The 21367-nt window shown below is 60.2% G+C and carries 15 protein-coding genes; 9 read left to right on the forward strand and 6 right to left on the reverse strand.

Annotated elements, in window-relative coordinates:
• Positions 1-56: 56 nt before the first annotated feature.
• On the forward strand, positions 57-1490 hold the full coding sequence (locus tag LJX92_RS22870; protein ID WP_228308995.1) for an ArnT family glycosyltransferase: 1434 nt from the start codon (positions 57-59) through the stop codon (positions 1488-1490).
• A 15-nt stretch (positions 1491-1505) separates the two neighbouring features.
• On the opposite strand, the gene LJX92_RS22875 is transcribed toward LJX92_RS22870, so the two are convergent.
• Positions 1506-1994 carry a TIGR00645 family protein gene (locus LJX92_RS22875; RefSeq protein WP_005791582.1) on the reverse strand — a complete coding sequence of 163 codons (489 nt, stop codon included), beginning with the start codon at positions 1992-1994 and terminating at the stop codon, positions 1506-1508.
• Positions 1995-2156: 162 nt separating this feature from the next.
• Here LJX92_RS22875 and LJX92_RS22880 point away from each other — a divergent pair, with 162 nt between their 5' ends.
• Positions 2157-3980 (forward strand): hypothetical protein, encoded by a 1824-nt coding sequence (locus tag LJX92_RS22880; RefSeq protein ID WP_228308996.1) that lies wholly within the window; start codon positions 2157-2159, stop codon positions 3978-3980.
• A 6-nt stretch (positions 3981-3986) separates the two neighbouring features.
• Here the strand turns inward: LJX92_RS22880 and LJX92_RS22885 are convergent, their stop codons facing one another.
• Positions 3987-4304 carry a hypothetical protein gene (locus tag LJX92_RS22885; RefSeq protein WP_005791586.1) on the reverse strand — a complete coding sequence of 106 codons (318 nt, stop codon included), beginning with the start codon at positions 4302-4304 and terminating at the stop codon, positions 3987-3989.
• Positions 4305-4618: 314 nt separating this feature from the next.
• Entirely contained in the window at positions 4619-7057 is a 2439-nt protein-coding gene (locus LJX92_RS22890; protein WP_228308997.1) for a Lon protease family protein, read from the reverse strand.
• 265 nt (positions 7058-7322) lie between these two features.
• Here LJX92_RS22890 and LJX92_RS22895 point away from each other — a divergent pair, with 265 nt between their 5' ends.
• From LJX92_RS22895 to LJX92_RS22915, 5 genes are all read left to right on the forward strand, one after another.
• On the forward strand, positions 7323-7811 hold the full coding sequence (locus tag LJX92_RS22895) for a DUF3015 domain-containing protein (RefSeq protein WP_003194274.1): 489 nt from the start codon (positions 7323-7325) through the stop codon (positions 7809-7811).
• A 92-nt stretch (positions 7812-7903) separates the two neighbouring features.
• The gene (locus LJX92_RS22900) at positions 7904-9757 is read left to right on the forward strand and encodes a DUF4105 domain-containing protein (protein WP_103734817.1); all 1854 of its coding nucleotides are present in this window, start codon (positions 7904-7906) and stop codon (positions 9755-9757) included.
• A 169-nt stretch (positions 9758-9926) separates the two neighbouring features.
• Complete coding sequence (locus LJX92_RS22905; RefSeq protein WP_032879411.1) at positions 9927-10232, forward strand: chorismate mutase; 306 nt, start codon at positions 9927-9929, stop codon at positions 10230-10232.
• Positions 10233-10324: 92 nt separating this feature from the next.
• The gene (locus LJX92_RS22910) at positions 10325-10681 is read left to right on the forward strand and encodes a hypothetical protein (RefSeq protein ID WP_032879410.1); all 357 of its coding nucleotides are present in this window, start codon (positions 10325-10327) and stop codon (positions 10679-10681) included.
• A 70-nt stretch (positions 10682-10751) separates the two neighbouring features.
• Positions 10752-11249: a GreA/GreB family elongation factor gene (locus tag LJX92_RS22915; protein WP_032879409.1), complete on the forward strand. Its 498-nt coding sequence runs from the start codon at positions 10752-10754 to the stop codon at positions 11247-11249.
• On the opposite strand, the gene gdhA is transcribed toward LJX92_RS22915, so the two are convergent.
• Together gdhA and ettA are read right to left on the reverse strand one after the other, a co-directional pair.
• Positions 11246-12583: an NADP-specific glutamate dehydrogenase gene (gene gdhA / locus LJX92_RS22920; RefSeq protein ID WP_032879406.1), complete on the reverse strand. Its 1338-nt coding sequence runs from the start codon at positions 12581-12583 to the stop codon at positions 11246-11248. The genes LJX92_RS22915 and gdhA overlap by 4 nt on opposite strands.
• A gap of 347 nt (positions 12584-12930) precedes the next feature.
• Complete coding sequence (gene ettA, locus LJX92_RS22925; protein WP_005791601.1) at positions 12931-14595, reverse strand: energy-dependent translational throttle protein EttA; 1665 nt, start codon at positions 14593-14595, stop codon at positions 12931-12933.
• Positions 14596-14879: 284 nt separating this feature from the next.
• Here ettA and LJX92_RS22930 point away from each other — a divergent pair, with 284 nt between their 5' ends.
• Positions 14880-18731, forward strand: a complete 3852-nt coding sequence (locus tag LJX92_RS22930) for an EAL and GGDEF domain-containing protein (RefSeq protein ID WP_323134820.1) — start codon at positions 14880-14882, stop codon at positions 18729-18731.
• A gap of 230 nt (positions 18732-18961) precedes the next feature.
• A complete protein-coding gene (gene glyA / locus LJX92_RS22935) occupies positions 18962-20215 on the forward strand; it encodes a serine hydroxymethyltransferase (protein WP_005791605.1) in 1254 nt (417 codons plus the stop codon).
• A 177-nt stretch (positions 20216-20392) separates the two neighbouring features.
• Here the strand turns inward: glyA and yjiA are convergent, their stop codons facing one another.
• Positions 20393-21352, reverse strand: a complete 960-nt coding sequence (gene yjiA / locus LJX92_RS22940; RefSeq protein WP_228308998.1) for a GTPase — start codon at positions 21350-21352, stop codon at positions 20393-20395.
• Between the last annotated feature and the right edge of the window lie 15 nt (positions 21353-21367).

Genomic DNA, 21367 nt, shown 5'->3' on the forward strand with positions numbered 1-21367 from the left:
CCTGACTACCCATGACCGGTCGCCCGATCGGTCTCATGCCCCGGTAGCCAGATTCCATGACGCGTCCCGCTCTTCTGCTGCTCCTGCTTGCTGGTCTGTTGTTCTTCTTCGCCCTTGGCAACCACGAGCTGCAAGGCTCCACCGAGGCCAGGGTGTCCGGGATCGCCATGGCGATGCACTTGGACAATGACTGGGTGGTGCCGCGCCTGTTTCGCGAGCCCTTCCTGGAGAAACCGCCCCTGAGCCTGTGGCTGGATGCCGGTGCGATTCGCTTGTTCGGCGCCAGCACCGGGGCGGTGCGCCTAGCGTCGGCGTTTGCCGGGTTGTTCAGCGTGATGCTGCTGTACGGGATGCTGCGTCGCTTCAAGCGGCCGCAGACGCTGGCGTTCAGTGCCGCACTGATTCTGGCGACCATGGCCAGTTACTGGGGCAATGTGCGGGGGGTGGGTGAGGATTCGTTGCTCAGCCTCGGTGTGACCATGGCATTGCTGGGGTTCTACCAGGCTGTGCGGCCCGAGCGCGACGGCTCCAGTGTGTGGGCGTGGGCGTTGTTTACCGCTGGCATGGTCATCGCCACCCTGAGCAAGGGTGTGTTGGGCCTGGCGCTGCCGGGGATCGTGATCTTTGTGTACCTGCTCAGTACCAGTCTGATGGATAAACGCCTGCGCATCGGCGACTGGCTCAAGCCGGCACTGTTCACGCTGCTGGCCTTGGTGCCGTTGCTGATCTGGCTGGGGTTTCTGTTTCAGCGCGGTGGGATGCAGGCGGTGGGCGAGGTGTTGTGGACCAATAGCGTCGGGCGCTTCAGCGGTTCGTTTGTCGAAGCCGGCCATTACGAGCCGTTCTACTATTACCTCGCGAAACTGCCCGAAGCCTTTCTGCCCTGGAATATCCTGGTGTACCTGGGCCTGTGGCATTTCCGTAAAAGCCTGGTGCGCAACCGCTATCGTCTGTTTTTCAGCGTGTGGCTGGTGGCGCAGTTCACCCTGCTGACCCTGGCTTCCAGCAAACGCACGGTGTATTTGATGGCGCTGACGCCAGCCGCGGCGGTGTTGGCCGCCGAATATGCGCGGGTGCTGCTGGAGTGGGCCAAAGACCGCAAGCCGGCGCTGTACCGCTACCACCGCCAGATCATCGGCGGGGTTTTCACCCTGGCCATCGCCTGCTACCTGAGCGCAGCGTTCTGGTTTGCACCAAAAGCCGATGTGCGCCAATCATTCGTGCCGGTGATCAGCCAGGTCCAGACCCTGCAAGACGAAGGCCGAACGGTGGCGATGTTCCAGCCCAACGAACGAATCGCCGGCGCCAGCGTGTTCTATCTGCAGGCCTATTTGCCGATCCTGCAGACCGAAGCCGAACTGCGCGCCTTCCTCAGCGCCAAGCCCGGCAACGTTGCGTTGACGGACCACACCGACCGACTGAAAGAGCCGGTCACGGTGATCAAGCAAATGGCGATCAACCGCCAGCCTTACTACTTCGTCGAGCAGTAAGGCCAGCGCGGTGCATCAGTGCTTGGTGAGCTTGTCCAGGTAGCCCATGGCAAACGCCGAGACCACGAAGGTCATGTGGATGATCACGTACCACATCAGGTGTTGCGGATCGACGTTCTTGGCGTCCATGAAGATGCGCAGCAGGTGGATGGAGGAAATCGCCACGATGGAGGCCGCCACTTTCATCTTCAGCGACGAAGAGTCCATGGTGCCCAGCCAGTTGAGCTTTTCCTTGTTTTCATCGATATCCAGTTGCGAGACGAAGTTCTCGTAGCCGGAAATCATCACCATCACCAGCAAGCCGCCGACCAGGGCCATGTCGATCAACGACAGCAGCAACAGGATCACTTCAGCTTCCAACATGGTGAAGATGTTGGGAATCACGTGAATGATTTCCTGGAAGAACTTCAGCGCCAGGATCAGCAAGCCCAGGGACAGCCCCAGATAGATCGGCGCCAGCAGCCAACGCGAGGCGTACATCGTATTTTCGATAAAGCGTTCCATTGAATCTCACACAGCTTGGCTAAAAATGGCGCCGAGTATACCAGCCGCCACCCGGCCCCTGTCACCGCGAGAAAACTGACCCAAGTGGCATCTGTAAGAGAATTTTTCTGCTAGTGTCGAGGCCATTAACTCGGCTCGATGATGTCGGACAGGAAAACTCAGATGATGGATGTGCGATCCCCTTTGGCCACTCTCGGCCTGTGTGCGGCGTTGCTGATGGCCAGCGGCTGCTCCCCCAAAGAAGAGCAGAAGCAGGCGACCCTCGAAGAGAAAACCACGAAGTTCGAACAGTCCCTGGACACCATCCAGGACCCCAAGCTGCGCGATGCCATCGCGGATCTGGGCGGCTCGCTGCTGTTACTGGAACGGGCGCGCCTCAAGCTCGCCACCAAGCCCATCGAGGCCGAGTACGGCGAAGACACCCTGGCCTTGCTCAAGCACTACCCCACGCCCCAGGCCTTGGTGGACACCTATATCAACGGCCTGTTCGTGCTGCGCAAAAGCTCTCATTCGGACTATCTGACGGATTTACAGCCGGTCTTCCCGTTCAATTTCAACGCCCCTGACCAGTTCCCCTTCCCCCATGGCCTGGAATGGCAGTCGGTGACCCTGAGCAACAACAAAGTCATTCCCTTTCAGCCGGAATGGTCGGAAACCGACCCGGGCATCCAGCTGAGCCCAAGCAGCTCCAACCTCACCAACCCCGATGACCTGACGGTGACCTACCCGTTTATCGAAGGCATCGAGACGGAAAACAAAAGCCAGCCGCAGCCCGTCAGCCTCAAGGGCGCGGTTGAAGTGATCACGCCGGGCAAAGTGCTGACCTTCGACCTGAGCAAAAAGGACGTGGGCCATAAACGCACCGACGGCAACATCACCCTCAACCTGCTGACGCTGGAAAAGAACTACGCCGAGATCGAGCTGACCAACAGCGCCCCCCTGGCCGCAGACTTGGGCGACGAATCACCGAACCCTTTGCTGGTGCAAGCGCGGGACACTACCGGGCAATTTCTGACCCGTTCGGGCTCAATCAACGAGAGTGCCGCGCAAGTGGCGTTCTACGAGAAGCAACTGGCTGAAATGCACAAGCAAAAAGCCTGGTCCGACGCCTTCGAGAAACAGCTCACCGATGAGCAAAAAGCCTTCGAACACAAGCAAACCAGCCATTACGCCAAGGTGTATTTCAACGGGCTGATCGACAACCTGCAGGTCAATGTCCTGGATTTCTCCCAGGCCACGGTTACCCACAAAGACCTGGATCTGCCCGTATTACGCTTCGACAGGAACAGCCTGCAAACCACGGTGCAGGCCCTGCCGATGCCGGTCACGGTGTATGACGACGACGCCGCCAGCTGGCTCAAAGATGCCTCGATGACCGAGGACCAACTTAAAAGCAGCGTGACCATCAGCCAATCGACCGAAGACGCCAGCGCCGCGAAAATCATCTTTGACCACCCTTTCACCTTCAACGACGACCTGGTCGGCGCCGAGCGTAACAACAGTGATGCGCCTATCACCTTCTTCACCGCCGACGACAAGGGCGAGCGCGGCGAGCCCATCGAGCTGCCGACCGAGGCTTTCGAGCTGAACGCAGTAAACGGCACACTGACTTACGACCTTAATCTGTTCCCGGAGACCCCGGCGTTTGTGGTGGGCTCGGTGCCGCTGTTCCTGGCAACTATCGAGAAAGCCGTGATTGATGTCGCCAAGCTGCCCAAGGGCCTGTCGCTGAAGGACAACGCGCTGATCGTCGATCAAAAGGACTTCCCCTCCGACAGCTGGCGCTTCTACGCCAAGGACGCCAGCGGCAATTACCTCAAGGAAATCCTCAATGTCAGCCACCGCGCCGAGGAGTACGGCACCGCGCTGTTCGACGTGCATTACTTCTACGGCCAGCCGACTACGCTGGAGAGTTACCAGCGCACCGACCTGAGCACCGTGCAGTACGGCTTCGAGGTCAAGCTGGACAAACCAGAGAGCAAATAGCCGGCGCTAAAGGGCCAACTGCTCCTGGCCGCCATTGAGTTGGCGCAGATGGGCTTGCAGGTGCAGGCACCAGATCTGCGGCTCGTCCATTTGCTCGTAGCCATGCAAGGTCAGGCTATCAACGATGGTGCCCAGCATTCTTTCGGCCACGAAGGGACCATGGAACGGCCCTTGGGATTTGATGGTGGAAGGCTGCTCGCCCGACATCCCGGCGGCAAACAATAGCGTCCACATGCCGTTATCCCCGGCGAGGGGGCGAATGGAGCATTCAATACGGGTGACCAGGCCCAGGCACTGGCGGGTAAGGCAAAGGTTGCGCGACATGGCGGCGCCCCTCGGTAGATCGGTGTTCAGCCCCAGCGCAAGGCTAGGCTGTTTCTATCCTGCGACTCCTGTGGATATCCCTGACTCTGAGAATAGAAGAAAAACACCACAAACCAAGGTTGTAGGGACCAACGGGCGTCGGTCCCCGAGAATGGAGTCAATTTTGTGGCACGCTAAACGTCCCTAAAGACATCACGGACCAGTGTGGGAGCTGGCTTGCCTGTGATGACGGACTCATAGCCAACCTCCCAGTTGGCTGATACACCGCTATCGCAGGCAAGCCAGCTCCCACCTTAACCGAGTGATGACAGCAATCAGCTTGGCTTGGCTTCTGCCAACGCCTGCTGCGCCAGCTCTTTCTCCGCCTCCTTCAGATCTTCCTCGCTGATCATCTCGGCAATCGCGCGCAAACGCTCCACCACCCGCGCATTCACGGTGCCTTCCGGAAATTGCCCCTCGGCGTCCGGCTCACCGGCATCCTCGCCCACCAACAGGCTCAGCGCCTCATCGGCCTGGCGTACCGCATAGATGTGGAATTGCCCGGCGCGCACGGCCTGCAGCACCTTCTCGTCGAGCATCAACGTCGCGACGTTGGCCTGAGGGATGATCGCACCCTGCTCACCGGTCAGCCCGCGTGCTTCGCAAAGGCGGAAGAAACCTTCGATCTTCTCGTTGACCCCGCCCACCGCCTGCACTTCACCAAACTGGTTGATCGAGCCGGTGATGGCAAAGCACTGCTTGAGTGGCGTCTTCGACAAGGCCGAAATCAAGGTGCACGCCTCGCCCAGGGACGCACTGTCGCCGTCCACATAACCGTAGGACTGCTCCAGGGCGATACTTGCGGAGATCGCCAGCGGGAATTCCTGGGCATAACGGCTGCCCAGGTAACCGGTGAGGATCATCACGCCCTTGGAGTGAATCGGCTGGCCGAGGTTGACTTCACGCTCGATGTCGACAATGCCGCTGCCCCCTGGGTACACCGTGGCGGAAATCCGCGCCGGTACGCCGAATGCCGAGTCGCCGACCTCCAGCACCGTCAGGCCGTTGCACTTGCCCACAGCGGCGCCGGCGGTGTCGATCAGGATGACGCCGGCGAGCATGTCGTCGAGAATCCGCGCCGACACGCGACCGGTGCGTGTGGCTTTGGCCTTGAGGGCGCGCTCGATATGCCCGGCATCGGTCATTTCGTCGCCGGCCAGGTGGCGAATGAAGTCCGCCTCGCTGACCAACTGGAACAGGTCGCCAATACGCGCCGACAAGCGGCCCTGATGTTCCGCCAGGCGTGCGCTGTAAGTCGCCAGGCGCGCGACCGCATCCGAGGTCAGCGGCGCCATGCCTTCTTCCGAAGTACGAGTTTTGAGCAACTGGGCGAACTGCTCCAGGCTCTCGTCGACCATCGGGATGTCTTCGTCGAAGTCCACCAGTACGCGGAACATCTCCTGGAAGTCCGGGTCGGCGTCTTGCAGCGCGTAATACAACTGGCGCGAGCCGATGATGATTACCTTCACCTGCAAAGGGATCATCTGCGGGTTGAGGGTCACGGTGGCCAGGCGGCCCAGTTCGCCCAGGGGCGACTCCATCTTCAGCTTGCGCGATTGCAGGGAACGCTTGAGGGCATCCCATACAAACGGCTCGCTGAGCATTTTTTCGGCTTCCAGAATCAAAAACCCGCCATTGGCGCGGTGCAAGGCGCCGGGACGCAGCTGACGATAGGTGGTGTAAAGCGCGCCCTGGTCGGTGCTGTATTCGATACGGCCGAACAGGTTGTCGTAGGTCGGGTGGGGTTCAAACACCACTGGCGCACCACCGTTGACCGGGTGACCCACCACCAGGCTCGGGCAGTACTGCTCTTCAAGCAGCTTGCGCGCCTGGGCGTCGGTCTTGGCGTCGTCCACCAGTTGCTCGACCACGGTTTTAAGCAGGTACACCTGCATCGCTTGCAGGTAGCCGCACACGCCGGCGTTTTCTGCATACTTTTCCGACAACGGTGCCAGCAACGGCTGCAGGGCCAGGGTGATGGTTTCTTCGTTGAACTGGCGCAGTTGGTTGTTGGACTCGCGCTTCCACTGCGGCAGGCTGGCCAACTCTTCGTTGAGGCGCTCTTCCAGCTCGGAAATATCGTTGTGGAAACGCTCGCGATCGGCTTCCGGCAATTGCGAAAACTCGGCTTCGTCCAGCGCCTTGCCGTCGAGCATCGGCGTAAAGGCGATGTTGGAGCTGTCGCGGTACAGCGCCACGTCTTTTTCCAGCGCCAGGCGTTCGATCACATCCAGCGCCTTGTCGTAGCGCTGGTTGAAGGCCCGGTCGATGGCGCTTTTGCGCTGTTGATAAGTGGGGTGTTCAAACACTGCCGGGAAGGTGGCCACCAGGTTGTCGACCAACCCGTTGATATCGGCGATAAACGCCGCAGCGCCGCCCCCCGGCAATTCCAGGGCGCGGGGCTCGCGTGGCTCATCGAAATTATTCACATAGACCCAGTCCGCCGGAATCTGCAGGCGTTTGCCTTCGGCTTTGAGGTAGCGTTTGACGAACGAAAAGCGGCCGGTGCCGGGCTCGCCCATCACAAACACGTTGTAACCGGGGCGTGGCATGGCCACGCCGAACTGCAAGGCTTCAACCGCACGTTCCTGGCCAAGCACACCGCGAAAGGGCTCCAAATCATTGGTGGTCGAGAAGCTGAACTGTTCAGCGGAGAAAGGGCGAGTCAGCGCTTCGGGCGCTAGACGCAAGCTGGCAGCAACAGGATCAGGCATCGGGCTTCCTTACATCAGGCGGGGCAGATGGGGGCATTCTGGCTCCGGGTTGAGCGCTCTGGCAAGGCGCGCTTTCGGGAAAGCATAGCCACCGCACGCGTCCTACAAAAAAATCGCCTGAGACTTAATGTTTATAAAAAAACACGGAACCCTAGGAACGTGCCTAAACTCCAAACTGCGCGGGTTGGACTAATAACTGGCCCCTAGGGTGCTGAGAAGCACCTGAACCCTTGTCCATTGGTTTGCACACAAAGAGAACAAAGCTATGAAACGGATCCTTCTTGGTACTCTCTTCACCGTCGTCTCCCTCAATGCAATGGCAGAAGCACCAGGTGGCCCGAACTGCGGTTGGGGCAACATGTTGTTCGAAGGCCAGCGCGGTACTCCGGCTCACTTCCTCGCTTCCACCACCAACGGCACCTCGGGTAACGCCACCTTCGGCATGACCTCGGGCACCAATGGTTGCAGCACCAACAGCGCCCTGACCTACGGCGGCAAGTCCTGGATTGCCATGAATGGCATGATGAACGAGCTGTCCGAAGACATGGCCAAAGGCAACGGCGAAGCACTGACCACCTATGCCGTGGTACTGGGTGTTGCCCCGGAAGATCGCGATCACTTCGCGGCCGTGACCCACGAGCACTTCCAGCAGATCTTCAGCAAGGCTGACGTGACCGCTGACGACGTGCACAACAACACCATTGCTGTACTGAAAAGCGATGCCCGTCTGGCGAAATACGCTACCCAGGCTTAAGCTCGACCCGCCCGCGTCTTTCGAGGCGCGGGTTTTATTTTTTCGACCTGCCCCCCTTGGGTCTTTTTTTCAGTCCGACTTAAGTAGCCCCCATGCTCAAACGCCTCGCTTGCCTGGCTCTCTTCGCCTGCGCCCCGCTGCATGCGGCACCGCACCTCGACGATCAACGTTTGCAGCAACTGGCCAATGATCCGTTCTGGCTGTCGCTGGGGCATTACGAAGCCGGCAAGATCAGTGGCTGGCGCAGCTATGTCAGCGACAAGAAATTCTTCCTCGCCGCCGACGGCGCCCATCACCCGGACGCCGAACTCAAGGCCACCGTGCAAGCGCTGTATGCACCGGCCAGCCTGGGTGAGAAGCACGCCCAGTGTGTGTACCCCGCACGTACCCGCTGGCTCAAGGATCAGTTGCACCTGACTGACCTGCCCGCCCTGGACTGCAAGGAATTCACCCAATGGTTCAAGGACGTCGCCCCCCATAGCGCGGTGATGATCTTCCCCGCGGCCTATCTCAACAGCCCGTCGTCGATGTTCGGCCACACCCTGCTGCGCATCGACCAGGCCGACGTGCAAAGCAACAACACTGCGCTGCTCAGCTACGCGATCAACTTCGGCGCCTATATCGAAGGCTCCGACAACAGCATCCTGTATGCCTGGAAGGGCCTGATGGGCGGCTACCCCGGCCTGTTCGCCCTGGTGCCCTATCAGGAGAAACTCTCCGAATACCGCAGCCTGGAAAACCGCGACCTATGGGAATACCGCCTGAACCTCACCGAGGTCGAGACCAAGCGCATGGTCGAGCACGTGTGGGAGCTCAAGCAGATCCAGTTCGACTATTTCTTCTTCGACGAAAACTGCTCCTATCGCCTGCTGGAACTGCTGCAAGTGGCCCGCCCCGGCCTGCGCCTGACCGAGCAATTCCCCCTCACTGCGATCCCTACCGACACGGTCAAGGCCGTCAAGGAAGCGGGCTTGGTGGAGAAGATCGACTATCGCCCCTCGCGTGAACGCGAACTGCTCGAACGCGCCAAGCCGCTGGACAGCGATGAGCAACAGTGGGTGTTGAAAGTCAGCGATGACCAGAAGCAACTGCAAGAGCCCGCATTCAAGGCCCTGCCTCGCGAGCGCCAGGCGCTGATCATCGACGCTGCCTACCGCCTTGGCCGCTACCGCGCCAACGGCCTGGAGCGTGACACCGCACGCTCCCAGCGTAGCTTCGAACTGCTGCGGGCGATCAACCAGAACCCTGCGCCAGACCTCAAGATCACGCCGCCTGGTTTGCCGGAAAACGGCCACCAGTCACGCACCTGGCAAGCCGGCATCGGCACCCGTGGCGACAAAGCCTTTGGTGAATATGGCCTGCGCATGGCCTATCACGACCTTAACGACAACGCCGAAGGCTTCCCCCTCGGCGCCCAAATCGAAATCCTGCAAATGAAACTGCGCCAGTACGAAGGCAATCACTGGCAGTTGCAGCAACTGGACCTGGCCACCATCCGCTCGCTGACGCCGCGTAACGCGCTGCTGCAACCCTGGTCATGGCAGGTCACCGGCGGCCTGGAGCGGGTACCGGGCAAGCACGACGACGAAACCCTGGTAGCCCACGTCAACGGCGGCGCGGGCGGCACCTGGCAACTGAGCGACGACATGCTCGGCTTCGCCCTTGGCACCGTGCGCGTGGAACACAACAACGATTTCAGCGAAGCCATCTCGCCCGCCGCCGGCTTCAACACCGGCGTGCTGTGGAAAAACCCACTGGGCAACCTGAGCCTGGAAGCCAAGGGGGATTTCTTTACCAATGGTGAAGTGCGGCGCAGCATCAGCCTCAACCAGCAGTGGGAACTGTCGCGCAACCTGGGCCTGCGCCTGAGTGCGCAGCGTGAATACAGCCACTTATCCACGCCCGTGAATGAAGTGATGCTTGAAGTGAAGTGGTACCACTACTGACATAGGCCTGGCGAAGATCAAAATGTGGGAGGGGGCTTGCTCCCGATGGCAGAGTGTCAGTCACCGAATACGAGGCTGAAACAACGCTATCGCGGGCAAGCCCGCTCCCACACTTGACCGCATGCTTTCAAAACCATCGCGTTGCCTGTCCAATAGGAGCTCTATCAACATGGCCGTTAATTGCACCACCCTCGAAGAAGTCCGCGAAAACATCGACCACCTTGACCAACAAATCGTCACCCTGCTCGCCGAGCGAGGCCACTACGTATCTCAAGCAGCGCGCTTCAAAAAAGATTCGGATAGCGTCAAGGCGCCGCAACGAGTTGAACAGGTGATCGCCAAGGTGCGGGGGTTGTCCGAGGTAGTAGGCGCTAACCCAGAGGTAACTGAGCAGGTGTATCGCGCGATGATTGCGGCGTTTATCCAGCAGGAGTTGGCTGAACATGCCGCTCTGACGGTCAACGAGGCCTTTTAACCCAACACATTTCTCACCGCCCTTTCACACCGCCCCCACAAATCACTGACTAGACTCCCCTTATCAGCCGTGAATCGGCCAGGGAGTACGCCATGTGGCGGTATGCGGTAATGCTGTGTGCAATGGTGTGTTTGTCAGGCTGCCAATCCACTCACCAAGAGTTGCTGGCCAAGGGTTATCCACCCGCCTTTGCCGATGGCTTTGACGACGGTTGCAGCAGCGGTCGCCAGGCCGCTGGGGTGATTACCGGGGAGTTTCGCAAGAACGTTCCACGCTATTTGAAAGACCGGCAATACGCCGAAGGCTGGGAAGACGGGTTTCGCCAGTGCAAAGCCATGCGTGAGAACGAAGAGCTGCGCGACTACCAGGAAAACCGCAACAACGACCGCGAGCGCGAGTGGCAGCAGGAAAAAGACCGCGATGCGGCCAAGGCGTATCGCTCGCAATAGGTCGTTTGCAGACATCCATCGAAACTAAAGCACGGCGAACATGGCCCAAATGCCATAGAGGGAGAACACCATGAGCCGAGCTTTTGTAAATGAAGACAACGCCGCCGCCCAGGCCGACCAGCCGGTGGAGCGTCAGGTCAGCGAACAGCCCAACCGCCTGACCGCGCAAGGGTTGGCGCAGTTGCAAGCCAAGGTGGCGCAATTGCAGCTTGAGTACAGCGCCGAGTCCGCCAAAGGTGAGCAGGCCGATAAGCAGCGCCAGGCGGATCTTGAGCGGGACCTGCGTTACTTCAACCAGCGGGTGCAAAGCGCTCAGGTGGTCGCGCCGGCGACAGCCACCGACAAGGTGCAGATCGGCAGCTGGGTCACGTTCGCCAATGAGCAGGACGAGCAACAGCGCATTCAATTGGTAGGTGAGGATCAAGCCGACGCCAACGCCGGTTTGATCAACTGGGGCTCGCCTCTGGGCCGCGCCTTGTTGGGGGCCCAGGTGGGCGACGAGGTGCTGTGGAAGCGCCCCGTCGGCGATCAGTTGATCGAAGTGCTGAGCATCGAACCCGAGGTTTAGACGATGCCCTGGGCCAGCATCGCGTCAGCCACTTTCACGAAGCCTGCGATGTTGGCGCCCTTGACGTAGTTGACCCGGCCGTTTTCCTCACCGTAATGCACGCAGGCATGGTGGATCGACTGCATGATGTTGTGCAGTTTGCTGTCCACTTCCCCGGCGGTCCACAGCAGGCGCATGGCGTTCTGCGACATTTCCAGGCCGCTCACTGCCACACCGCCGGCGTTGGACGCCTTGCCGGGCGCAAACAGGATGCCCGCGTCGATGAAGATATCCACAGCCTCCAGGGTGGTCGGCATGTTGGCGCCTTCGGCCACGCAGATGCAGCCGTTGCGCAACAGCGTGCGTGCGGCTTGGGCGTCGAGTTCGTTCTGGGTGGCGCATGGCAGCGCGATATCGCACGCCAGCTCCCAAGGGGTTTGGCCTTTGCGGAATTCCAGGCCGAAACGTTCAGCCAATTCACTGATACGCCCGCGCTGTACGTTTTTCAGCTCCAGCAGGGCCGACCATTGTTCTTCGGTCAAACCACTTTCGGCGTACAGGGTGCCTTCGGAGTCCGACAGGGAAACCACCTTGCCGCCCAGGTCCATGACCTTGCGCGCCGCGTATTGCGCCACGTTGCCGGAGCCGGACACCGCCACCCGCTTGCCTTCGACCCGCTGACCTTGGCGCTTGAGCATTTCCTCGGCGAAATACACACAGCCGAAACCGGTGGCTTCCGGACGAATCAGGCTGCCGCCATAAGTCATGCCTTTGCCGGTCAGCACTGAAGTGAATTGATTGCTCAGGCGCTTGTACTGGCCGAACAGAAAGCCGATTTCCCGTGCGCCCACACCGATATCGCCGGCCGGCACGTCGACGTCCGCACCGATGTGGCGGTACAACTCGCTCATGAACGCCTGGCAGAAGCGCATCACTTCGGCATCGCTCTTGCCCTTGGGGTCGAAGTCCGAGCCGCCTTTACCGCCGCCCATGGGCAGCGAGGTCAGGGAGTTTTTGAAGGTCTGCTCGAAGGCGAGGAATTTCAGCACGCCCAGGTTGACCGAAGGGTGAAAGCGCAAGCCACCTTTGTACGGGCCGATGGCGCTGTTCATCTGGATACGGAAACCGCGATTGACCTGAACCTTGCCGTGATCATCCACCCACGATACCCGGAAGGTGATGGCGCGTTCCGGTTCGCAAATGCGCTCCAGAATGCCCGAGGTCAGGTAGTGGGGGTTGGCTTCAAGAAAGGGCCACAGGCTGCGCAGGACTTCTTCTACAGCCTGGTGGAATTCCGGCTGGTCGGGGTCGCGTTTCTTGAGGCGGGCCAGGAAGGATTCGACGGATTCGATCATGAAAAGTCTCGGCAAATTGATTGTTGTTAAACAGAGAATGAGCCGGACTTTATCAATTCATTTCGCACCGTGACAGGGCAAAATGTCGCTTTTGTGAATTTAAATGGTGCATTGGATATAAATAATCAGGATTTTTGCCCTCTAACAGGGATTTCAACGCGAGATATGCACCAATAGTTAAACCGCTATCGCAGGCAAGCCAGCTCCCACATTGGACCGTGTCGTAGCAGAGGTACTCGATCTAATGTGGGAGCTGGCTTGCCTGCGATGAAGTCGCCTCGGTCCACCTGAACAGCGCCCCAAAAAAACGGAGCCCGAAGGCTCCGCTTTTTTCAAACCAGCCCGAATCAGGCCAGTTTTTTGTGACGCACACGGTGCGGCTGGGCAGCTGCTTCGCCCAAGCGCTTTTTACGGTCTGCTTCGTACTCGGTGTAGTTACCTTCGAAGAACACCGCCTGGGAGTCATCTTCGTACGCCAGGATGTGGGTCGCGACGCGGTCAAGGAACCACCGATCGTGAGAGATCACAATCGCGGCGCCCGGGAAGTCCAGCAGGGCTTCTTCCAGGGAACGCAGGGTTTCAACGTCGAGGTCGTTGGACGGTTCGTCGAGCAGCAACACGTTGCCGCCCTCTTTCAAGGTCAGGGCCAGGTGCAAGCGACCACGCTCACCGCCGGACAGGTCCTTGACGAACTTCTGCTGATCGCCGCCCTTGAAGTTGAAACGGCCGACATAGGTGCGCGACGGGATTTCATAGTTGCCGATGCGGATCTGGTCGGAGCCGTCGGAGATCTGCTGGAACACGGTCTTGCTGCCGTCGAGGTCGTCGCGGCTCTGGTCTACACAGGCCAGTTGCACGGTGTCGCCGATCTCGATGCTGCCGGAGTCCGGAGTCTCCTTGCCCATCAACATGCGGAACAGCGTGGACTTACCCGCACCGTTACCACCAATGACGCCGACGATCGCGCCTTTTGGCATTGAGAACGACAGGTTGTCGATCAGCACGCGGTCGCCATAGCCCTTGGATACGTTCTTGAACTCGATGACCTTGTCACCCAGGCGCGGACCGGCCGGGATGTAGATCTCGTTGGTTTCGCTGCGCTTCTGGAATTCCTGCGACTGCATCTCTTCAAAGCGTTGCAGACGGGCCTTGGATTTGGACTGGCGGGCCTTGGCGCCTTTGCGCACCCACTCCAGCTCTTCCTTCATGGCTTTTTCGTGGGCCGATTGCTGCTTGGATTCGGCGGCCAGACGGTCGGACTTGGCTTCCAGCCAACCGGAGTAGTTGCCCTCGTAAGGGATACCGGCGCCGCGGTCGAGTTCGAGGATCCAGCCGGCAACGTTGTCCAGGAAGTACCGGTCGTGCGTGATCGCAACCACGGTGCCCGGGAAATCGTGCAGGAAGTGCTCCAGCCAGGCGACGGAATCGGCGTCCAGGTGGTTGGTCGGTTCGTCGAGCAGCAGCATATCGGGAGCCGACAGCAGCAGGCGGCACAGGGCCACACGACGTTTTTCACCACCAGACAGGTGCTCGACCTTGGCGTCCCACGCCGGCAGGCGCAGCGCATCGGCGGCGACTTCCAGTTGGCGCTCCAGGTTGTGACCGTCGCCAGCCTGCAGGATGGCTTCGAGCTTGGCCTGCTCGGCGGCCAGCTTGTCGAAGTCGGCATCCGGTTCGGCGTAGGCGGCATACACCTCGTCGAGGCGCGCCTGGGCGTCCTTGATCACGCTGACGGCCTCTTCAACCACTTCGCGCACGGTCTTGGTCGGATCCAGGATCGGCTCTTGCGGCAGGTAACCGATATTCAGGTCCGGCATCGGGCGGGCTTCGCCTTCGAACTCGGTATCGACGCCGGCCATGATTTTCAGCAGCGTGGATTTACCCGAGCCGTTGAGGCCGAGCACGCCGATCTTGGCGCCTGGGAAGAAGGACAACGAAATGTTTTTCAGGATTTCCCGCTTCGGCGGAACAACTTTTCCCAGCCGATGCATGGTGAAGACGTATTGAGCCATGGTGAACCTAGCGTCAGTGACTGATGAATTAAGCGGACGAAGCCCGTGCCAGGCCATGCGCCGCGCGGGCCTTTGACTATCATCAATGCCTGCGTGGGGAAAAAGCCTGAATGTCTGGGGCTGGAACGCCCCCGCGTAACCGGCAAAGCTACCTGAATGCGCTGGGGCAGTCCAGCCAGGGAGGACTGGCACTTTGCCACAACTCAAGGCATGCTAGCCGCCCTCCGGGCGTCCGGCTTATAGTGCACGTCGCGCGCCAGTCCAGCCAACCGCAGGATCACAGCTTGTCCAAAGTCACGCCGCCCACTCCCTTGCGCGCCGCTCATATTGCGCCGGGAGCGCCCCTGCACGGTACCTTGAAGGGCGCATTGGCGACGCTTGTGCTGATGTTGCTCGCGTTATTGTTCTGGCAACTGCTTGACCAGTTGCAGCAAAACCAGAAAAACCAGCAGCAATACACCATCGACTACAGTGCTGACTTGGCCGAGCAGATCAGCCAGAGCATGGCCCTGAGCGCGCAGATCGCCCTGAACCTGCTGCCCATTGTCGAGCCGCCGCGCAATGCCGAACAGCAGCAGGCCTTGATGCGCACGTTGCAGCGCTCGTTGCCGGACCTACGCAGCTTCGCCCTGCTCACCCCCAACGGCGCACTGATCAGCGACACTGCCGAAGGCAGCCAAGACAATGCCCTGCTCGAAGACCTGGTCAAGCGCAGTCACGCCCAGTCTTACTACCTGAGCAACGACAATGACGGCACGGTCATCTATCTGTTGCTGCACCAACCCAGCGGTGGCTCCAAGGTGTACTGGGCCTTGCGCCTGGCCCCCAATTACCTGGCCAACCTCACACGGCAGGACATTCAGGGCCAGCGCCCGATGTGGGCGATCGAGAACAGCCTGAACCATCGTGTGGTCAGCCGTGACAGCGGGATGCCGGCGCAGTGGCCCAGCGCTCTGACACCAGAAGAATTGAACCGCAGTGTGCTGGTCACGCCCTTGAGCAAAAGCGACTGGCAACTGCGCGGCCTGTTTGACCGCAGCGCGGTGCTGGAACAACTGCTGCCTGCCTTTATCGGCAAGTGCCTGCTGGGCCTGGCATTTTCGCTGGTCCCGGTGATCGTGCTGCTCAACATGCGCCGCCGCCAACGCCAGGTGCATGAAGGCCGGCGACGCTATCAGGACATCTTCGAAGGCACAGGCGTGGCCTTGTGCGTGCTTGACCTGGCGGGGCTCAAGGCGTTTTGCAACAAGACCCAGGTACAAAGCCGCGAACAGTTGCACGCCTGGTTGCAGGCCAACCCCGCCGAGCGCAAGCAACTGCTCAAGGAGTTGCGCGTCACCGAGGTCAACCAGATGGCCGTGCGCCTGCTCAACGTCGCGTCCTGCGAGCAGGCATGGGAACGCCTGATCGATGATTGCCCGAGCAATGCCACGTCCATCGGCTATCAGGTGCTGGAAGCTGTACTGACCCGGCAAAAACAGCTGGAGCTGGAAATCCAGCTCAACGACGTGGCCGGCAACGAACAGTACCTGTGGCTGGTGATGCGTTTGCCGGAGCAGCAGGATGACGTCAAGGCCGTAATCCTCAGCATCAGCGACATCACCAGCCGCAAGCTGATCGAGTTGTCGCTGGTGGAGCGCGAGAGCTTCTGGTCGGATGTGGTGCGTACGGTGCCCGATCACCTGTATGTGCAGGACGTGATCAGCCAGCGCATGATTTTCAGCAACCATCATCTGGGCCACACCCTGGGCTACAACAAAGCCGAACTGCAGCAAATGGGTGAGTACTTCTGGGAAATCCTGCTGCACCCCGAAGACGCCGAGCACTACCACGACTCGCGTGAGCAGCAACGCCAGGTCGGCTATACGACCCAGTTGCACTGCCAACTGCGCTTTCGCCACCGCAATAACCAATGGCGCCGCTTCGATATTCGCGAACAGGCCCTGGCCCGGGATACGTCCACGGTGGTCACTCGGATCATCGGTGTGGCCAAGGACATTACCGACCAGATCGAAGCCAGCGAATCCCTGCGCGACAGCGAGCAGCGCTACCGCATGTTGGCTGAAAGCATCAGCGACGTGATCTGCTCTACCGACAGCCAACTGGCTCTGAATTACATCAGCCCATCGGTCAACACCGTGCTGGGCTATGACGTGGATTGGGTGTTCAAGCATGGCTGGCAGTCGATCGTTGCCAACCCGCAACAGTTGACCGGCATTTATAGCCTTATGGAACAGGTCAGTCGCGCCCTCGGCAACCCCGAGGCGTTGAACACCTTGCGCGATGAAGTCCAGACCCAACTGTTCCTGTTCGACTGCCTGCGCGCCGACGGGCGCAAAGTACCGATCGAACTGCGCCTGGTGCTGGTGTGGGATGAACATGGCGCCTTTGAGGGCATCCTCGGCGTGGGCCGCGATATCAGCCAGCAACGCCGCGCCGAAAAAGACCTGCGCATGGCGGCCACGGTCTTCGAGCACTCCACCTCGGCGATCCTGATCACCGATCCGGCCGGCTATATCGTGCAAGCCAACGAGGCGTTCAGCCGGGTCAGCGGGTATGAAGTGGCGGACGTGCTCGACCAATTGCCGAACATGCTCACCGTCGACGAGCAGCAGGAAGCCCACCTGCGTTATGTGCTCAAGCAACTGCACCAGCACAGTACCTGGGAAGGCGAAGTGTGGCTCAAGCGCCGCAACGGCGAGCATTACCCGGCCTGGGTCGGCATTACGGCGGTGTTCGACGACGAAGGCGACCTGGCCAGCTATGTGTGTTTCTTCAGCGATATCAGCGAGCGTAAGGCCAGCGAACAGCGCATCCACCGCCTGGCCTACTACGACGCCCTGACCCACCTGCCCAACCGCACGCTGTTCCAGGACCGTCTGCACACGGCGTTGCAGTCGGCAGAACGGCAGAAGTCGTGGGTGGTGTTGATGTTCCTCGACCTCGACCGCTTCAAGCCGATCAACGACTCCCTCGGCCACGCCGCCGGCGACCGTATGCTTAAGGAAATGGCGACGCGCCTGCTCGGTTGCGTGGCCGAAGACGACACCGTGGCGCGCATGGGCGGCGACGAGTTCACCCTGCTGTTGCAACCACGGGTCAGCCGCGAAATGGCGCTGAACCGCGCGATTCATGTGGCCGAGCAGATTCTGGCCAGCCTGGTGAAGCCATTCGTGCTCGAAGGCCGCGAGTTTTTCGTGACCGCCAGTATCGGCATCGCCCTCAGCCCCCAAGACGGCAACGAGCTGAGCCAACTGATGAAAAACGCGGATACGGCGATGTACCACGCCAAAGAACGCGGCAAGAACAACTTCCAGTTCTACCAGGCCGACATGAACGCCAGCGCCCTGGAGCGTCTGGAGTTGGAGAGCGACCTGCGCCACGCCCTGGACCAGAACGAATTCGTGCTGTATTACCAACCGCAATTCAGCGGCGACGGCAAACGCCTGACCGGTGCCGAGGCCCTGCTGCGCTGGCGCCACCCGCGTCGCGGGCTGGTGCCGCCGGGGGATTTCATTCCGGTATTGGAAGAACTCGGGCTGGTGGTGGACGTGGGCGATTGGGTGATCAGCGAAGCCTGTCGCCAACTCAAGACCTGGCACCAGAACAAGGTGCGGGTGCCCAAAGTCTCGGTGAACATCTCGGCGCGACAGTTCTCCGACGGCCAGCTGGGCACGCGCATCGCCACCATCCTCAAGGACACTGGCCTGCCGCCAGCGTGCCTGGAGCTGGAGTTGACCGAAAGTATCCTGATGCGTGAAGTCAACGAAGCGCTGCAAATCCTCGCCAGCTTGAAGAACCTGGGCCTGAGCATCGCGGTGGATGACTTTGGCACTGGCTATTCATCGCTTAACTACCTCAAGCAATTCCCCATCGACGTGCTGAAGATCGACCGCACCTTCGTCGATGGCCTGCCCTCCGGTGAGCAGGACGCACAGATCGCCCGGGCGATCATTGCCATGGCCCACAGCCTGAACCTGGCGGTGATCGCCGAAGGTGTGGAAACCCACGAGCAATTGGACTTTTTGCGCGAGCATGGCTGTGATGAGGTCCAGGGTTACCTGTTCGGGCGGCCGATGCCGGCGAATCGGTTCGAGGCGCAGTTCAGCAATGATGCTCTCTTCATGTTCGACTGAAGTGCTGCAGTGGAGCTTATGGTCTCATCGCAGGCAAGCCAGCTCCCACATTTGACTGTGTGAGCCCGATCAAGTGTGGGAGCTGGCTTGCCTGCGATGGGGCCAGTGCCGACACCGCCCATCCCCAGATGAGCCCCACTTGTCCGCGACATGATGTCCTTTCATATGCCATCTAAAACCCATTGGGTTAGAATGCCCTCCTTTTCTGCCCCCGATCCTTGAGGACCGCCATGTTCAGCCGTGATTTGACTATTGCCAAGTACGACGCCGATCTCTTCGCCGCCATGGAGCAAGAAGCCGTGCGCCAGGAAGAGCACATTGAGCTGATCGCTTCGGAAAACTACACCAGCCCTGCGGTGATGGAGGCTCAAGGTTCGGTTTTGACCAACAAGTACGCCGAAGGCTACCCGGGCAAGCGCTACTACGGTGGTTGCGAGTACGTCGACGTGGTTGAGCAGTTGGCCATCGACCGTGCCAAGGAGCTGTTCGGCGCCGATTACGCCAACGTCCAGCCACACGCCGGCTCCCAGGCCAACAGCGCCGTGTACCTGGCCCTGCTGCAAGGCGGCGACACTATCCTGGGCATGAGCCTGGCCCACGGCGGTCACCTGACCCACGGCGCCAGCGTTTCTTCCTCCGGCAAGCTGTACAACGCCGTCCAGTACGGTATCGATGCCAACGGCCTGATCGACTACGACGAAGTCGAGCGCCTGGCGGTCGAGCACAAGCCAAAAATGATCGTGGCTGGGTTCTCTGCCTACTCGCAGATCCTGGATTTCCCACGCTTCCGTGAAATCGCCGACAAGGTCGGTGCCTACCTGTTCGTCGACATGGCCCACGTGGCCGGTCTGGTAGCAGCGGGCGTGTACCCGAACCCGGTGCCTTACGCTGACGTGGTGACCACCACTACCCACAAGACCCTGCGCGGTCCACGTGGCGGCCTGATCCTGGCTCGCGCCAACGCCGAGATCGAGAAGAAGCTCAACTCCGCGGTATTCCCGGGCGCCCAGGGTGGCCCGCTGGAGCACGTGATTGCCGCCAAGGCGATCTGCTTCAAGGAAGCACTGCAGCCTGAGTTCAAGACCTACCAGCAACAAGTGGTGAAGAACGCCCAGGCCATGGCCGCTGTGTTCATCGAGCGCGGTTTTGACGTGGTGTCCGGCGGTACTGAAAACCACCTGTTCCTGCTGTCGCTGATCAAACAGGACATTTCCGGTAAAGACGCTGACGCCGCCCTGGGCAAAGCCTTCATCACCGTGAACAAGAACTCCGTGCCGAACGACCCACGTTCGCCGTTCGTCACCTCCGGCCTGCGCTTCGGCACCCCGGCTGTGACCACCCGTGGCTTCAAGGAAGCAGAGTGCAAGGAACTGGCCGGCTGGATCTGCGACATCCTGGCTGACCTGAACAACGAAGCCGTGATCGACGCGGTACGTGAGAAGGTCAAGGCCATCTGCAAGAAGCTGCCGGTTTACGGCGCTTGATTGCAGTTGCTTGAATGAAAAGCCCGGCTCTTGAGCCGGGCTTTTTTATTTCAATTTGAAATGCATTCAATTGTGGGAGGGGGCTTGCTCCCGATAGCAGTGTGTCAGTCACTTATATGTTTACTGACCCACCGCAATCGGGAGCAAGCCCCCTCCCACAGTTGATCGCATTTCAAGTCAGGATTGGTAGACGCGCTGGAAGCCTTCTCGGATCTTGTCCTCCGGCAGCTCATCGGCAATAAACACAATCACACTCTCCCGCGCCTCGCCCTCGGCCCATTCGGTGTCCCAGTCAAAACCATAGAGTTTCAGCACGCCCTGGAACACCATGCGTCGATCCTCCCCGGCAATATTGAGCACGCCCTTGTAGCGCAGCAGCTGCTTGCCGTGGTCTTCCAGCAGTTCGTTCATGAACTCACTGAGGCGGTCGATATCCAGCGGCTGGTCGGTGCGCAGCACCAGGCTGGAAATACGGTCGACCGATGGCGCAGCGCTGACCGGGCGCAGGCTCATGCCGGCATTGAGGTTGAAGCCGCGCACATCCAGCAACTCAGCCAAGTCGATCTTGCCGTGATCCACCACACGGATCGGCGCACGCCGGTTGATACGGGTCAGGCGCTGACTGAGGGCGTCGAAGGTGGCGTTGTCCACCAGGTCGCGCTTACTCACCAGCAGGCGGTCGGCAAAGCCGATCTGGGCCTGGGCGATGGTCTGGGTCAGGTGATGCTCGGCGTGGGCGGCGTCCACCAGGGTAATGATGCCGTCGAGGATGTAGCGCTCGCGCAGTTCTTCGTCGATGAAAAAAGTCTGGGCCACTGGTGCCGGGTCGGCAAGGCCGGTGCATTCGATCACCAGGCGGTCGAAGGCGATTTCGCCACTGTCCAGACGCTCAAGCAGCAGGTACAGGGCCTTGGTCAAGTCGGTGTGGATGGTGCAGCACACGCAGCCGTTGGACAGGGTCATGACTTGTACCGGCTCGTCGCCCAAGAGCTGGGTGTCGATGCCGGCGTCACTGAATTCGTTTTCGATCACGGCGATTTTCAAGCCGTGCTCGGCCTTGAGCAGATGGCGCAGCAAGGTGGTCTTGCCGGCACCGAGGAAGCCGCTGAGGATGGTGACGGGGATGGGAGAGGACAAAACTATTCTCCTGAT

It is taken from the genome of Pseudomonas sp. HN8-3 (assembly GCF_020790195.1).
GTDB lineage: Bacteria > Pseudomonadota > Gammaproteobacteria > Pseudomonadales > Pseudomonadaceae > Aquipseudomonas > Aquipseudomonas synxantha_A.

What these genes read in the sequence shown, in the direction of transcription:
- LJX92_RS22870 (WP_228308995.1), top strand. Translation starts at nt 57, where the DNA reads ATGACGCGTCCCGCTCTTCTGCTGCTCCTGCTTGCTGGTCTGTTGTTC.
- LJX92_RS22875 (WP_005791582.1), bottom strand. Translation starts at nt 1,994, where the DNA reads ATGGAACGCTTTATCGAAAATACGATGTACGCCTCGCGTTGGCTGCTG.
- LJX92_RS22880 (WP_228308996.1), top strand. Translation starts at nt 2,157, where the DNA reads ATGATGGATGTGCGATCCCCTTTGGCCACTCTCGGCCTGTGTGCGGCG.
- LJX92_RS22885 (WP_005791586.1), bottom strand. Translation starts at nt 4,304, where the DNA reads ATGTCGCGCAACCTTTGCCTTACCCGCCAGTGCCTGGGCCTGGTCACC.
- LJX92_RS22890 (WP_228308997.1), bottom strand. Translation starts at nt 7,057, where the DNA reads ATGCCTGATCCTGTTGCTGCCAGCTTGCGTCTAGCGCCCGAAGCGCTG.
- LJX92_RS22895 (WP_003194274.1), top strand. Translation starts at nt 7,323, where the DNA reads ATGAAACGGATCCTTCTTGGTACTCTCTTCACCGTCGTCTCCCTCAAT.
- LJX92_RS22900 (WP_103734817.1), top strand. Translation starts at nt 7,904, where the DNA reads ATGCTCAAACGCCTCGCTTGCCTGGCTCTCTTCGCCTGCGCCCCGCTG.
- LJX92_RS22905 (WP_032879411.1), top strand. Translation starts at nt 9,927, where the DNA reads ATGGCCGTTAATTGCACCACCCTCGAAGAAGTCCGCGAAAACATCGAC.
- LJX92_RS22910 (WP_032879410.1), top strand. Translation starts at nt 10,325, where the DNA reads ATGTGGCGGTATGCGGTAATGCTGTGTGCAATGGTGTGTTTGTCAGGC.
- LJX92_RS22915 (WP_032879409.1), top strand. Translation starts at nt 10,752, where the DNA reads ATGAGCCGAGCTTTTGTAAATGAAGACAACGCCGCCGCCCAGGCCGAC.
- gdhA (WP_032879406.1), bottom strand. Translation starts at nt 12,583, where the DNA reads ATGATCGAATCCGTCGAATCCTTCCTGGCCCGCCTCAAGAAACGCGAC.
- ettA (WP_005791601.1), bottom strand. Translation starts at nt 14,595, where the DNA reads ATGGCTCAATACGTCTTCACCATGCATCGGCTGGGAAAAGTTGTTCCG.
- glyA (WP_005791605.1), top strand. Translation starts at nt 18,962, where the DNA reads ATGTTCAGCCGTGATTTGACTATTGCCAAGTACGACGCCGATCTCTTC.